Origin of the sequence: Pseudomonas sp. QE6, assembly GCF_041379005.1 — a bacterium.
Lineage (GTDB): Bacteria > Pseudomonadota > Gammaproteobacteria > Pseudomonadales > Pseudomonadaceae > Pseudomonas.
Map to the genome: position 1 here is coordinate 4,365,119 of NZ_CP166873.1, position 12,903 is coordinate 4,378,021.

Annotated in this window: 13 protein-coding genes; 1 reads left to right on the forward strand and 12 read right to left on the reverse strand. The window is 67.0% G+C overall.

Annotated features, from left to right (window positions below):
- Window positions 1–266: 266 nt before the first annotated feature.
- From ACAW63_RS19955 to ACAW63_RS19970, 4 genes are all read right to left on the reverse strand, one after another.
- The gene (locus tag ACAW63_RS19955) at window positions 267–1,706 is read right to left on the reverse strand and encodes a short-chain fatty acid transporter (protein ID WP_371228035.1); all 1,440 of its coding nucleotides are present in this window, start codon (window positions 1,704–1,706) and stop codon (window positions 267–269) included.
- A 253-nt stretch (window positions 1,707–1,959) separates the two neighbouring features.
- Complete coding sequence (locus ACAW63_RS19960; protein WP_275611635.1) at window positions 1,960–3,141, reverse strand: acetyl-CoA C-acetyltransferase; 1,182 nt, start codon at window positions 3,139–3,141, stop codon at window positions 1,960–1,962.
- Between the two features lie 107 nt (window positions 3,142–3,248).
- Window positions 3,249–3,905, reverse strand: coding sequence for a CoA transferase subunit B (locus ACAW63_RS19965; RefSeq protein WP_275611634.1), 657 nt, complete (start codon window positions 3,903–3,905; stop codon window positions 3,249–3,251).
- A 26-nt stretch (window positions 3,906–3,931) separates the two neighbouring features.
- Window positions 3,932–4,630, reverse strand: coding sequence for a CoA transferase subunit A (locus tag ACAW63_RS19970; protein WP_275611633.1), 699 nt, complete (start codon window positions 4,628–4,630; stop codon window positions 3,932–3,934).
- Between the two features lie 122 nt (window positions 4,631–4,752).
- Between ACAW63_RS19970 and ACAW63_RS19975 the strand changes: the two genes are divergently transcribed.
- Window positions 4,753–5,655 carry a LysR family transcriptional regulator gene (locus ACAW63_RS19975; protein ID WP_371228038.1) on the forward strand — a complete coding sequence of 301 codons (903 nt, stop codon included), beginning with the start codon at window positions 4,753–4,755 and terminating at the stop codon, window positions 5,653–5,655.
- 313 nt (window positions 5,656–5,968) lie between these two features.
- Here ACAW63_RS19975 and ACAW63_RS19980 read toward each other — a convergent pair whose 3' ends face one another.
- The 8 genes from ACAW63_RS19980 to ACAW63_RS20015 all read right to left on the reverse strand — a co-directional run bounded on the left by ACAW63_RS19980 (window position 5,969) and on the right by ACAW63_RS20015 (window position 12,899).
- On the reverse strand, window positions 5,969–6,922 hold the full coding sequence (locus ACAW63_RS19980; RefSeq protein ID WP_371228040.1) for a 2Fe-2S iron-sulfur cluster-binding protein: 954 nt from the start codon (window positions 6,920–6,922) through the stop codon (window positions 5,969–5,971).
- A gap of 247 nt (window positions 6,923–7,169) precedes the next feature.
- Window positions 7,170–7,910, reverse strand: a complete 741-nt coding sequence (locus tag ACAW63_RS19985) for an SDR family NAD(P)-dependent oxidoreductase (RefSeq protein ID WP_371228042.1) — start codon at window positions 7,908–7,910, stop codon at window positions 7,170–7,172.
- A gap of 10 nt (window positions 7,911–7,920) precedes the next feature.
- A complete protein-coding gene (locus ACAW63_RS19990; protein WP_371228044.1) occupies window positions 7,921–8,421 on the reverse strand; it encodes an aromatic-ring-hydroxylating dioxygenase subunit beta in 501 nt (166 codons plus the stop codon).
- Complete coding sequence (locus ACAW63_RS19995) at window positions 8,418–9,686, reverse strand: aromatic ring-hydroxylating dioxygenase subunit alpha (protein WP_371228046.1); 1,269 nt, start codon at window positions 9,684–9,686, stop codon at window positions 8,418–8,420. The genes ACAW63_RS19990 and ACAW63_RS19995 overlap by 4 nt, the downstream gene beginning before the upstream one ends.
- A 10-nt stretch (window positions 9,687–9,696) precedes the next feature.
- Window positions 9,697–10,845 (reverse strand): amidase, encoded by a 1,149-nt coding sequence (locus tag ACAW63_RS20000; RefSeq protein ID WP_371228048.1) that lies wholly within the window; start codon window positions 10,843–10,845, stop codon window positions 9,697–9,699.
- A complete protein-coding gene (locus ACAW63_RS20005; RefSeq protein WP_371228050.1) occupies window positions 10,842–11,342 on the reverse strand; it encodes a nuclear transport factor 2 family protein in 501 nt (166 codons plus the stop codon). Before ACAW63_RS20005 ends, ACAW63_RS20000 begins: the two co-directional genes overlap by 4 nt.
- Before the next feature lie 3 nt (window positions 11,343–11,345).
- Entirely contained in the window at window positions 11,346–11,717 is a 372-nt protein-coding gene (locus tag ACAW63_RS20010; RefSeq protein WP_207887365.1) for a hypothetical protein, read from the reverse strand.
- A gap of 30 nt (window positions 11,718–11,747) precedes the next feature.
- Window positions 11,748–12,899 (reverse strand): acyl-CoA dehydrogenase family protein, encoded by a 1,152-nt coding sequence (locus tag ACAW63_RS20015; RefSeq protein ID WP_371228052.1) that lies wholly within the window; start codon window positions 12,897–12,899, stop codon window positions 11,748–11,750.
- Between the last annotated feature and the right edge of the window lie 4 nt (window positions 12,900–12,903).

Here is a 12,903-nt window from a genome sequence, read left to right on the forward strand (position 1 = left end):
CAAATACATCAACACACGCCGAAGCGGCGCGGAAACACCAAACAAGACGGCGGATAACGCCTCAGGCATTATTCGCCCTACGAAAAGCAAAAGCATCGCGGACAAAGTCCGCTCCTACCGATCGCTCAAGCTCCCCATCACATACCCCCCGCCTCGCCCGCCGCATCGCCCTGATCGAGCTTGGCCATATACCCAAGCATCCCCCATAAAAAAGCCCGAATGCCAAAAGACATCCGGGCTCGCCGTCCCCAGCGCCGAGCGCGTAGCTACGGCTGGACCGGTGGCAGGTACTGCAGGGTGGTGCCCAGCGCCCAGAGCAGGAACAGTACCAGCGGCACGTGAACCAGCAACTGCACGAAGCTGAACCCGATCAGGTCGCGCGCCTTCAGGCCCAGCACGCCCAGCAGCGGCAGCATGTAGAACGGGTTGATCAGGTTCGGCAGCGCCTCGGCGGCGTTGTAGATCTGCACCGCCCAGCCCAGATGGAACTGCAGGTCATTGGCCACCTGCATCACATAGGGCGCCTCGATGATCCACTTGCCACCGCCGGAGGGGATGAAGAAGCCCAGCACGGCGGAGTACACGCCCATCAGCAGCGCATAGGTGTCGTGGGAGGCGATCTGCACGAAGAAGGTGGAGATGTGGTGCGCCAGGGTCGAGCCGTCGCCGCCTTTCACGGTGGTGAGGATCGCCGCGATGGAGCCGTACAGCGGGAACTGGATCAGCACCCCGGTGGTGGTCGGCACGGCGCGGGCCACGGCGTCGAGGAAGCTGCGCGGGCGCCAGTGCAGCAGCGCGCCAACCATGATGAACAGCAGGTTGTAGGTGTTCAGGCCGGAAATCGCCAGAATCGCCGGCTTGGTACTGAACTCGTTGACCAGCCAACCCGCGGCCAGCGCCACCAGCAGCAGGATCAGCAGCGGGCTGTGCTCCAGCCATTCGCCCGGGCGGCTCGGCTTGGGCGTGCTCGGCGCCGCGAAGCTGACGTCCACGCCGCAGGCCTTGGCGTCACGGGCGCTGCTGGCGCCGGGAGCGGTCATGTAGGCAATGACCAGCGATACCAGCACCAGGGCCAGCAGCATCACGCCCGACTGCCAGAGGAAGATGGTCTCGGTGAACGGGATGACCCCGGTGATCGCCAGGATCGACGGCGGCAGGCTGGCCGGGTTGGCCTGCAGCTGCGCGGCGGAGGACGACAGCCCCAGCGCCCATACGGCACCCAGCCCCAGGTAAGCAGCGGCGCCGGCGGCGCGGTAGTCCATCTTCAGCTCTTCGCGGCGCGCCAGGGCGCGAACCAGCAGGCCGCCGAATACCAGGGACAGGCCCCAGTTGAGCAGCGAGGCGGTCATGGAGATCAGCGCGACCCAGGCCACCGCCGAGCGGCCGTTCTTCGGCACGCGGGCGAACAGGTCGATGAGTCGGGAGGCCGGGCCGGAACTGGCCACCACGTAGCCACCGATGACCACGAAGGCCATCTGCATGGTGAAGGGAATCAGGCTCCAGAAGCCATCGCCGAAGGCCTTGGCCGTGGCGGTGGCCGGCGCCCCCATGGCCAGGGCGGCGACGCTGACGATCAGCACCGCGAGGGCCGCGAACACCCAGGAGTCGGGGAACCAGCGCTCGGCCCAGTTGGAACAGGCCATGGCGAAGCGCGCGGAGCGGCTGTCCTGCAAGGCAGTGCCGGAGGTGTGCAGGTGGGAATTCATAGGGGTCTACCTCGTTGTTCTTGTAATGATTCATCGTCGAAGGGCGCTTGTGACATGCCCGTTCTGGAATGAAAAACCGCCCGGCCTGCGTGGGGCCGGGCGGTGACGCAAGGGCCTTGGCGGATGCCGGGGAACATCGCCTGGCCCGTTCAACCGTGATGCCGTCTGTCGGTGTCGCCACCTCCCATCACGCTGACCGGGCCGGTCGGGGAACCAGGCCCGGAACTCGCCAATAACGCGTTGCGCGCGGCCGTCAGTCGCGCGCCAGTGCCAGGGCGACGCCCTGGCCGCCACCGATGCACAGGGTCGCCAGACCTTTCCTGGCATCGCGGCGCAGCATTTCGTGGAGCAGCGTGACCAGCACGCGGCAGCCCGAGGCACCGATGGGGTGGCCCAGGGCGACGGCGCCGCCGTTGACGTTGACCTTCTCGGCGTTCCAGCCCAGCTCCTTGCCGACCGACAGCGCCTGGGCGGCGAAGGCCTCGTTGGCTTCGATCAGCTCGACCTCGTCCAGCGACCAGCCGGCCTTCTCCAGGCAACGACGGGTGGCGGTGACCGGGGCGATGCCCATGATCGACGGATCGACACCGCTGCTCGCATAGGCTTGGATGCGTGCCAGGACCGGGAGGTTCAGACTGCGTGCGCGCTCGGCGCTCATCAGCAGCACCGCGGCGGCGCCGTCGTTGAGGGTGGAAGCGTTGCCGGCGGTGACGGTGCCGTCCTTCTTGAACGCCGGCTTGAGCTTGGCCAGGGACTCGGCGGTGGTGCCGGCGCGCGGCTGCTCGTCGGTGTCGAAGGACAGCGGGTCACCCTTGCGCTGCGGAATCAGCACCGGGGTGATCTCGTCCTTGAAGCGACCGGCTTCGATGGCGGCAGCGGCTTTCAGCTGGGATTGCGCGGCGAAGGCGTCCTGCGCCTCACGGCTGATGCCGAACTTCTCCGCCAGGTTCTCGGCGGTGATGCCCATGTGGTAGTCGTTGAAGGCGTCCACCAGGCCGTCGCGCAGCAGGGTGTCCTGCAGCTCGGCGTGCCCCATGCGCAGGCCGGTACGGGCCTTGGGCAGCACGTAGGGTGCAAGGCTCATGCTCTCTTGGCCGCCGGCGATCACCACGTCGGCGTCGCCGCAGCGGATGGCCTGGACGCCGAGGAACAGCGATTTCAGGCCCGAGCCGCAGAGCTTGTTGATGGTCATGGCCGGCACTTCCACCGGCAGGCCGGCGCCGATGGAAGCCTGGCGAGCGGGGTTCTGCCCGGCGCCAGCGGTGAGCACCTGGCCGAGGATCACTTCGTCGATCTGCTCAGGCTTCACGCCGCTGCGCTCGAGCAGCGAGCGGATGACCAGGCTGCCCAGCTCATGGGCGGGAATGTTCGCCAGGCTGCCCTGGAAGGCGCCAATGGCGGTACGGGTGGCGGCAACAATCACTACGTCTTGCATGGGTTTCACTCCAAAGCGGACCATTCCTGTAAGAGCGAGCCTGCTCGCGAACGCTCTTGCCCCGGTGCCTGGGCGGGTTCGCGAGCAAGCTCGCTCCTACCATAAGATCAGAAAGTCATTTCCTTCACATCGTCCGGCACGATCAGGCGGCCGGCGGTCTTTTCGGCGATCTCGGCGATGCTCACGCCCGGCGCGGTCTCGCGCAGGATGAAGGCGCCGTCCTCGATCTCCAGGTAGGCCAGATCGGTCAGCACCTTGCGGATGCAGCCGGCGCCGGTCAGCGGCAGCGAGCAGCGCTCCAGCAGCTTGGACTCGCCGTCCTTGGAGGCGTGGGTCATGGTGACGATGATGTTGTCCGCGCCGGCCACCAGGTCCATGGCGCCGCCCATGCCCTTCACCAGCTTGCCGGGGATCATCCAGGAGGCGATGTTGCCCTGCACGTCCACTTCGAAGGCGCCCAGCACGGTGAGGTCGACGTGGCCACCGCGGATCATCGCGAAGGATTCGGCGGAGGAGAAGATCGACGCGCCCTTCACGGCGGTGACGGTCTGCTTGCCGGCGTTGATCATGTCGGCGTCCACTTCGTCTTCGGTGGGGAACGCGCCCATGCCGAGCAGGCCGTTCTCCGATTGCAGCATCACTTCCATGCCCTCGGGCACGTAGTTGGCGACCAGGGTCGGAATGCCGATGCCCAGGTTCACGTAGAAGCCGTCCTGCAGCTCGCGCGCCACGCGCTGAGCCATTTGTTCGCGGGTCAATGCCATCTTCTTGTCTCTCTTGTCCGGTGGGCTCAGGAACGAACGGTGCGCTTTTCGATGCGCTTCTCGAAGGTGCCCTGGATGATGCGATCGACGTAAATGCCGGGGGTGTGGATCTGGGTCGGGTCCAGTTCGCCCGGCTCGACGATCTCCTCTACCTCGACCACGGTGATGCGGCCCGCGGTGGCGACTACCGGATTGAAGTTCTGCGCGGTGTGGCGGTAGATGACGTTGCCGTAATGGTCGGCCTTCCAGCCCTTGACGATGGCGAAGTCGCCGGTGATGGCGCGCTCCATCACGTAGTGGCGGCCTTCGAACTCGCGCACTTCCTTGCCTTCGGCAACCGGGGTGCCGTAGCCGGTGGCAGTGAAGAAGGCCGGGATGCCGGCGCCGCCAGCGCGGAGTTTTTCCGCCAGGGTGCCCTGCGGGGTCAGTTCGACCTCCAGTTCACCGGACAGCAGCTGCTGCTCGAACAGCGCGTTCTCGCCAACGTAGGACGCGATCATCTTGCGGATCTGGCGATCCTCCAGCAGCACGCCGAGGCCGAAGCCGTCGATGCCGCAATTGTTGGAGACCACCGTCAGGCCCTTCACGCCCATCTTGCGGATCTGCGCGATGAGGTTTTCCGGGATGCCGCAGATGCCGAAACCACCGGCCACCACCGTCATGTCGTCGGTGAGCCCGGCCAGGGCTTCCTCGTAACTGCCTACACGCTTGTCGAGTCCTGCCATGTTGCTGCCTCTTTCTTATTTGGGGTGTCCGACCAGCCGGTCAGAGAGCGGTTGCAGCTTCACCGGCGCAGACTGATTTGTTAAGTTTGTTTTTCCAATTGATTGATCCGGTTTTCTTATCAATGACAGTCAAGCAACTGCGCGCCTTCCTCGCCGTCGCCCAGAGCCTGAGCTTCGCCCAGGCCTGCGAGCGCCTGCACCTGTCACAGCCGGCGCTGAGCCTGGCGATCAAGAGCCTGGAGGAATCCCTCGGCGGCCAGCTGCTGGTGCGCACCACCCGCAGCGTGGCGCTGACGCCCGAAGGCGAGACGCTGCTGCCGCTGGCCCGTCGCCTGCTGGCGGACTGGGACAACGCCGAAGAACTGATGCGCCAGCACTTCACCCTGCAGCTGGGCAAAGTCTCCATCGCCGCTATGCCCTCCTTCGCCGGCAACCTGCTGCCCGCCGTGCTGCGCACCTTCCGCGACCGCCACCCGAAGGTGAACGTGGCGGTGCACGACGTGATCAACGAGCAGGTGCTGGAGATGGTGCGCAATCGTCGCGTGGAGCTGGGTATCGCGCTGGAGCCGGACAGCCTCGACGGCCTGGTATTCACGCCCTTCTACACCGACCGTTTCGTCGCCGTGCTGCCGGCGGATTCGCCCTTGGGGCAATGCAGCCAGGTCACCTGGGATCAATTGCTGGAAACGCCCTTCATCACCCTGCAACGCCCGTCGGCCGTGCGTTTGCTGCTGGAAGACAAACTGGCCTCGCGACACGGGCGCTTGCCAGTTGCGTTCGAAAGTCATCAGTTGGTGACGGTCGGCCGGATGGTCGCGGAAGGCTTGGGGGTGAGTGCCGTACCGCGCCTGTGCCGGCAGCAGATGGAGGAACTGGGTGCGCGTTGCGTGGCCCTCGACGAACCCTGCATCGAGCGGCGTGTCGGGCTGTTCTGCCTGGCGGAGCACAAGCTCTCCAGCGCGGCGCAGGCGTTGAGCGACGTGCTGGTACAGGGCACGGATTGGGAGGGGATGGAGCGGGAGTGACTTCCCGCCGACGTCCCGCAGCTCAACGTCACGGCGGCTAACGCTGCGCCTTTTCGCGACGAAGATCGTCGCGGACGAAGTCCGCTTCTACGAGGTACATCTGCACTCGGGACGGGCCTCACCCTAGCCCTCTCCCAGGGGGAGAGGGAACCGTTCGGAGCAGGATGAAACCTTGGTGTCAGTCGGCGCGGACTGCCCCCTATCCCTGAGGGAGAGGGCTGGGGTGAGGCGGAAAGCCCTGGCACAGATTCAGCCGGGACAAGACAGTTGCTCCTACGAGAGCCGTGCTGCCGATACACGGCTCACTCGGGCGTTACAGATCCAGCACCAACCGCGCACTGCGGGCCCGCGACACGCAGGCGCAGATCTGCTTGTTGGCGGCCTTTTCCTTGTTCGACAGGCAGTTGTCGCGATGGTCCGGCTCGCCGTCGATGACCTCGACGATGCAGGTCCCGCAGATGCCCTCGCGGCATTCGGTGTCGATGTCGCAGCCATGGGCCTGCAGCACGTCGACCAGGCTGGAATCCGCCGGCACCTGCAGCACCACGCCGGAGCTGGCCAGCTCGACCTCGAACGAACCTGCCGGAGCGGAACTGGCCGTCGGGGCCGCCTGGAAGTGCTCCAGATGGATGTTGTCCTCGGAGCGTGTGCGCGAAGCGACTTCCACCACCTTGCTCATGAACGGCGCCGGGCCGCAGGTGTAGACGTGAGCCGCCGTGCCGGCCCGCTCCACACAGGCGGATAGCTCGCCATCGAGATCGGCCGGGTCGACGCCGTAGTGGAACTCCACCTTGCCGGCGAACGCCTCGCTCTCCAGCAGGCGGGAGAAGGCCGCGTGCTCCGGCGAGCGGGCGAAATAGTGCAGGCGATACGGCTGGCCGCTGGCGTTGAGCTTGTAGGCCATGGAGAGCAGCGGGGTTACGCCGATGCCGGCGGCGAACAGCACGTGCTCGCTCGCCTCGGGGGCGATGCGGAACAGGTTGCGTGGCGCACCCATCTCCAGCTCCATACCCTCGCTCACCTGCTCATGCAGCGCGCTGGAGCCGCCGCGCGAGGCGGCCTCCTTCTTCACCGCCACCAGGTAGGCGACGCGGTCGTCCGGCGGGCTGCACAGGGAGTACTGGCGGGTTACCCCGGTGGGGCCGGTCACATCGACATGGGCACCCGGCTCATAGACGTCGAACGGCTGGCCGTCACTGCGCACGAGGCGGAAGGAACGGATATCCAGGGCTTCGTCGACGATCCTTTCGATTCTTACCTTCATCATTGCATCACCCTGCAAGGCATTGGTGCGGGCTCTGTGGCCCCTTCCCGGCCCCTTCGGAGAGCGGACGGGTTCGTCGGTTAGGTAACGGAGCGAGGGTTTTCCCTCACCCCAGCCCTCTCCCGGAGGGAGAGGGAGCAGTCCGTGCCGGCTGATACCGCGGTGTCATCCTGCGCCGTACGGTCCCCTCTCCCTTCAGGGAGAGGGTTAGGGAGAGGGGCTCTTAAATCCCATCTCCCGCGCCAAAACCTCAGCGCATGAACAACCCGCCATTGATGTCCCAGCAGGCGCCGGTCACCGAGGCGGCGTTGTCGGACGCCAGCAGCAGCACGGTGTCGGCGATGTACTCGGGCGAGCCGAGGGTTCCGACCGGGATCATCTGCAGGATCTGCTCCAGACGCTCCGGTGCCACGGTCTCGCGCACCACCGGCAGGTCCAAGGGACCGGGGGAAATGCTGTTGACCGTCACGCCGCGCCCGGCCAGTTCGCGGGCGAAGACCTTGGTCAGGGTCGCCACGCCGCCCTTGGCTGCCGCGTAATGTGCGCCGGTGGCGGTGCCGCCGTTCTGCCCGGCCAGCGAGGCGATGTTGACGATCCGGCCGAAACCGCGCTCGGCGAAGTGCGCGCCGAACACCTGGGAGGCCACGAAGGTGCCGCGCAGGTTGACCGCCATCGAGGCGTCGAACTCTTCCGGGGTGATTTCCATCAGCGGCGCGACCTTCGACACCCCGGCGTTGTTCACCAGGATATCGCAGCCGCCCCAGCGCTCCGCGAGCAGGTCGCGGGCGCGCTGGAAGTCGGCCTTCTCGCGTACATCCAGTTCGATGGCGATGGCCGTTTCACCGGACGGATCGAGCAGGTCGGCGTTGCGCTGCACGGCGTCGAGCCGCACATCGGCCAGCGCCACGCGGTAGCCGGCGGCGTGCAGACGGCGGGCGATGCATTCGCCGAGGCCACGCGACGCGCCAGTGATCAGTGCGACTCGGGACATAACGCGCTCCTTACAGCAGGAAGCCGAGCGCGCCGAGCGCATCGGTGGAGTTGATCAGGCGCACCACCTTCTGCTCCAGGCGGGCAACGCCGTTGCTGAAGCTAATGCGGTGGGTCAGGTCGGCCACGAACGGGGTGTGCACGCCACGCTTGTAGGCGTAGAGGATCTGCGCCGAGTTCACTTCAACCACGTCGCCGGCGGCTTCCACCAGGCGGAAGCGCGAGACGCTGCGCACGGTCTTCGCCGCATCCGCCGCCGAGGGCGAATGGCCGGAGATCAGGCGCTCGATGCGCAGGCCGCGCATGCGGGCGTCGTCATAGGCGTAGTTGAGGCTGGCCGCGAAGTCGGTGGTCTCCGGGTCGATCGGCACCACGTAGATGCCCTCCTCGCTCCACAGCGACGCCCACTCGGCATAGGCCTTGCGGTCCAGCAGCTCGGCCTCGCGCCAGATGAATTCGATGGCCTGGGCCAGCGGGCCGGACAGACCGTTCAGGGAGTCGAGAGTGCTCATTGGCTCATCATCCTTTTCCACATGTCATAGGCTTCGCGCATGCCGCCTTCATCGGTGGCGTGGGATACCTTGTCGCCGTTCTCGGCGGTCACTTCGCGGTTCAGGCCGCGGTTGACCAGGATCGGCGCGTTCGGGCCGGCCTGCGCGCCGCGCTGCACGCGGTCCCAGGCTTCGGCGTCATCCGGGCTGCCGAAGCCGAACGGGCCCTGGAAGTGTTCGTGGATGCGCATCCGCTCGCGGTTGGCGATCTCCGGGCCGCCATCCATGCCCAGGGCCACGTGGCGGATTTCCGTCTCGGTCACCGAGATCGGTCGCAGCACGCGGAAGAACGACATCGACATGGCGACGTTGGGGAACAGGTTGAGGTTGAAGCCGGCGCCGTGCAGCGAACGCACGATGCGGCGCACCTGTTCCGGCGGCATGGTCTTGGAGAGTTCCTCGGTGACGTGGGCGAAGCGCTCCTGCAGCTGCTCGGTACCGTCGTCATGGTCGAGGTCGACGTGCTCGGGGACCATCACCATCACGCTGTGGCCGTTGCCCAGGGCGTGGGTCACCGCCTGCGGGTCGGTCATGAACGAGAGCATTTCGCTGGTCTCGTCATCCACCGAGCTCATCCACGATTTGTGGACGATGGGGAAGTGATAGCCGTCGGTGGTGTTCTCCAGCTGGATCTTCCAGTTGCCCTTGAAGGTGAACTTGTGTTCGCCCTGGGTCTTGATCGGGTAGCCGGCGCCCTGCTTCATGAACAGGTCCATCCAGTGCTTCGCGCCGCCGAGGAAGTCTTCCAGTGGTTCGGCCTGGTCGTTGTAGGTGGCGAAGATCATCCCGGCGTAGCTGCCCACGCGCAGGCTGGTCAGCGGCAGCTCGGACTTGTCGAGGATGTCCTCGTAGCCGTCCGGGTACGGCAGCGCGCGCAGCTTGCCGTCCAGGCCGTAGGACCAGCTGTGGTACGGGCAGGTGAAGCCGGTGGCGTTGCCCTTGTGCTTCTCGCACACGGTCGCGCCACGATGACGGCAGCGGTTTTCCAGGACGTTGATGCTGCCCTTCTTGTCGCGCACCACGATCACCGGGCGACGGCCGATGGTGGCGGTCTTGAAGTCGCCGGGATTGCGGACTTCGCTCTCGTGGGCGACCCACACCCAGGTGCGGTAGAAGATCTTTTCCAACTCGGCCTCGAACAGCGCCGGGTCGGTGTACAGCGAAACATCGACGCGGTCGCCCTGGACCAGTTCGTCGGTGCTGCGCGAGGTGGCGATAAGGTTCATGCGCTTCTCCTCAAGCCGTTTTCTTGTTGGCCGGCCGCTCCGCGGCCAGTGCTTGTTCCAGTTGCGCGCCAAAGGCGCAGATGCGTTCGTCGGCACCCTTGCGGCCGACGATCTGCAGGCCGATCTTCAGCCCGCCGCTTTCCAGTTCCACCGGCACCGTCAGCGCCGGATGGCCACTGAGGTTGAAGGGCCGCACCAGGGCGGTCAGGCCGGCGATCATCCGTCCACCGGCGCGGGCTTCGCGCAACAGCGGCGGCAGGCCCGGCAGGGTCGGCAGCAACAGCACGTCGTAGTCCTCAAGGGCCGAATCCACCGCCTGGCTGAAGCGCTGGCGCACGGTTTCCGCTTCGGCCAGTGCCACGGCGTCGGTGAGGCTGGCAGCCAGCAGGCGCTGCTCGATGTCGGCGCCGAGCAGGCCCTTGCCGGTCAGGCTGCCGAGCGCCGCCCAGTTTTCGTGGTTGATCACCGTCAGGCCGGCGGCGAAGGCTTCGTCGAAGCCCTCCAGGCGCAGGCTGTCGCGGCGCCAGCCGGCGCGGTCGGCGGCGACGCCGATGCGCGACAGCAGGTTCGGTTCGGCGGCCACCTCCAGCAGGGCCACGCGCGCTCCGGCGCCGGGCGCCACGATGTCGCCGAAGCCCGGGCAGATCACCTGCATCGCGGCGATAAGATGGTCCATGTCGGCAGCGAACGGCCCCACGCAGTCCAGGCTGCTGGCGGCGGGATGCACGCCGGCGCGGCTGACGCGGCCATAGGTCGGTTTCAGGCCGGCGACCCCGCAGCAGGCGGCAGGTACGCGCACCGAGCCACCGGTGTCGGTGCCCAGGGCGATATCGGCGAGGCCCGCGGCGACTGCTACCGCAGAGCCGCTGGACGATCCGCCCGGCACGCGTTCCGGCGCCTGCGGGTTACCCGGCGTACCGGTCCAGTCGTTGATGCCGGTGACGCCGAAAGCCAGCTCGTGCAGGTTGGTCTTGCCGACGATGCGCCAGCCGGCGTTCAGCACCGCGTCGACCACCTCGGCGTTGCGTTTTGCCGGCGCGGCGTCCGCCAGTACGCGACTGCCGCAGCGGGTGGGATAACCCGCGATGTCGATGCTGTCCTTGATCGCGACGCGCAGACCGTCGCCGCCAAGCTGGAATTCGCTGACGAATACGCTCATGCAGGTTGCTCCTCGCGGGCCGCGCCGAGCGGCTGCTGATACAGGCGCTGGGTGCGGAAATGGCTGATCAGCCAGGTGCCGTCGATGCAGCGGAAATCGATGTCCAGGCGCGTGCCGAACAGTTCGCTACGGCCACCTTCGTAGGTGGAAATCTGCTGCATCAGCCACTGCCCCCGCGCGCCCTCGCCTTCCACGCGAATCGCTTCGCTGGTGAGGAAGTGCAGGTTCAGTGCGAAGTGCGGCGACGGCGGCAGGTAGGCGGCGACGAAGGCCGCCACCTCCGCGCGGCCCTGGTGGCAGCCGAAGGTCTGTGCGGTCTCGCAGCCGACGCCTTCCCAGACGGCATCCTCGCTGAACAACGCGGCCAGCTCGGCCTCGCTGGCACGGGGCGCGCGTGGCACGTCGCAGAGGTCCATGTAGCGCGCCATCAGGTGGCGCACCTGGCCCTCGGCTTCGAGCACGGCCAGGCGGCGTTGCAGGTTCGCCAGATCGCTCATGGCTCAGGTCCGCGCGGCTTCGGGAATGGTCAGCGGACGGCCGATGCGCGCCTCGACCTTGGCGTACTTCCACAGGCTGTATTCGTTCACCGGGGTGGTACGGAACAGGTTGCAGGCGTCGATCACGGTCTGGTGGCAGTCGACATCGGCCATTATGTAGACGGTCCACGGCGAGGTGGTGGAGGCGCCGACCATCAGGCGGTCGTCATCCAGCGCACCGAGCACGGTCACGCCGGGCAGCGCGCCGAGCGAACCCATCATCTGGCTGAAGCCCTTCCACACGGCGAGGCCTTCGCCGGTGGGTAGGTCGAAGAAGTTCTGCGTGATGCCGATGCAGAACAGTACGCGCAAGGGTTCCTGGGTGGCTTGGGTCATGCTGAAAATCCTTGATCTCGTGGTAGGCGGTTACAGGTAACCGGGGATCGGCGGCACGCCGAGGAACACCGCGCCGGCGCCGTCGTACATGCCGTCGCTGAGGAAGGCGTGCTGGGTGACCACCATGGAGTCGCGCAGGTAGCGCTGCAGCGGGTTGCCCAGGTAGATCGCCGAAGTGCCGGCCAGGCTGTAGGCGCGCTGAACCGCAGCCGCGCCGGCGCGGGATACGTGTACGGCGGCCAGGCGCAGCAGGCTGACCTGCTCGGGGGTGACCGGGTTGCCGGCGAGGATGGAGGCCCAGACTTCTTCGGTGGCGTCATAGAAGAAGCTGCGGGCGCCGCGCAGGTCGGCTTCCGCCTTGCCCACCTCGATGCGCACGTAGGCGCGGTCGGCCAGTTTCGGCGCGCCGGTGATGCCGCCGCCGGAAGCCATGCGGGTCACTTCGTCGAGGGCGGCGCGGCCGAGGCCGAGGTTGACCACGGCGAGCACCTGGGCGGCGTAGGCGATGGTCGGGTAGCGGTAGAGAGGTTCGTCGATGGTCGCTTCGCCGCCGCGGATGAAGGTCCAGCGGTCCTCGACGAAGGCGCCGTCCAGACGCAGGTCGTGGCTGCCGGTGCCCTTGAGGCCGACCACGTCCCAGTTCTCGACGATTTCCACACGGCTGGCCGGCAGCAGCGCGGTGCGCGGACGCCCGCCAGGGCCGGCGGCGCCGATGCCGACACCGAGCACGTCGGCGCCCTTGCAGCCGCTGGCGAACTTCCAGGTGCCGGTGACCTTCCAGCCGCCTTCCACCGGCTCGGCCGGTTGCAGCGGGAACAGGCCGCCGGCGAACACCAGGTCCGGGCCCTTGGCGTACAGCTCGGCCTGGCTTTCCCTGGGCAGCGCGGCGAGGTAGGTGCTGGCGCTGCCGAAACTGGCGACCCAGCCGGCGGAGCCGTCGGCTTCGGAGATGCGCTCGATCAGGCGCAGGAACTCGGCCGGCGGCATCGCCGAGCCACCAAAGCATTTCGGGGTGGCGGAGCGATAGATGCCGACCTGCTTGAAGCGCTCGATCATGTCGCGCGGGACGTGGCTGCGCAGGTCGAACTCCTGGCGGCGCTGGCGCACCTCGTCGAGAACCTGCTCGAAGTCCGCGACGGCTTCGCGGGGCGCTTCTGTTGCGGCGACGGCTGGGCTCAGCATGGGC

Bases quoted from the DNA above. Each gene is read 5' to 3' on its own strand.
- ACAW63_RS19955 (WP_371228035.1), bottom strand. From the start codon at position 1,706: ATGAATTCCCACCTGCACACCTCCGGCACTGCCTTGCAGGACAGCCGC.
- ACAW63_RS19960 (WP_275611635.1), bottom strand. From the start codon at position 3,141: ATGCAAGACGTAGTGATTGTTGCCGCCACCCGTACCGCCATTGGCGCC.
- ACAW63_RS19965 (WP_275611634.1), bottom strand. From the start codon at position 3,905: ATGGCATTGACCCGCGAACAAATGGCTCAGCGCGTGGCGCGCGAGCTG.
- ACAW63_RS19970 (WP_275611633.1), bottom strand. From the start codon at position 4,630: ATGGCAGGACTCGACAAGCGTGTAGGCAGTTACGAGGAAGCCCTGGCC.
- ACAW63_RS19975 (WP_371228038.1), top strand. From the start codon at position 4,753: ATGACAGTCAAGCAACTGCGCGCCTTCCTCGCCGTCGCCCAGAGCCTG.
- ACAW63_RS19980 (WP_371228040.1), bottom strand. From the start codon at position 6,922: ATGATGAAGGTAAGAATCGAAAGGATCGTCGACGAAGCCCTGGATATC.
- ACAW63_RS19985 (WP_371228042.1), bottom strand. From the start codon at position 7,910: ATGTCCCGAGTCGCACTGATCACTGGCGCGTCGCGTGGCCTCGGCGAA.
- ACAW63_RS19990 (WP_371228044.1), bottom strand. From the start codon at position 8,421: ATGAGCACTCTCGACTCCCTGAACGGTCTGTCCGGCCCGCTGGCCCAG.
- ACAW63_RS19995 (WP_371228046.1), bottom strand. From the start codon at position 9,686: ATGAACCTTATCGCCACCTCGCGCAGCACCGACGAACTGGTCCAGGGC.
- ACAW63_RS20000 (WP_371228048.1), bottom strand. From the start codon at position 10,845: ATGAGCGTATTCGTCAGCGAATTCCAGCTTGGCGGCGACGGTCTGCGC.
- ACAW63_RS20005 (WP_371228050.1), bottom strand. From the start codon at position 11,342: ATGAGCGATCTGGCGAACCTGCAACGCCGCCTGGCCGTGCTCGAAGCC.
- ACAW63_RS20010 (WP_207887365.1), bottom strand. From the start codon at position 11,717: ATGACCCAAGCCACCCAGGAACCCTTGCGCGTACTGTTCTGCATCGGC.
- ACAW63_RS20015 (WP_371228052.1), bottom strand. From the start codon at position 12,899: ATGCTGAGCCCAGCCGTCGCCGCAACAGAAGCGCCCCGCGAAGCCGTC.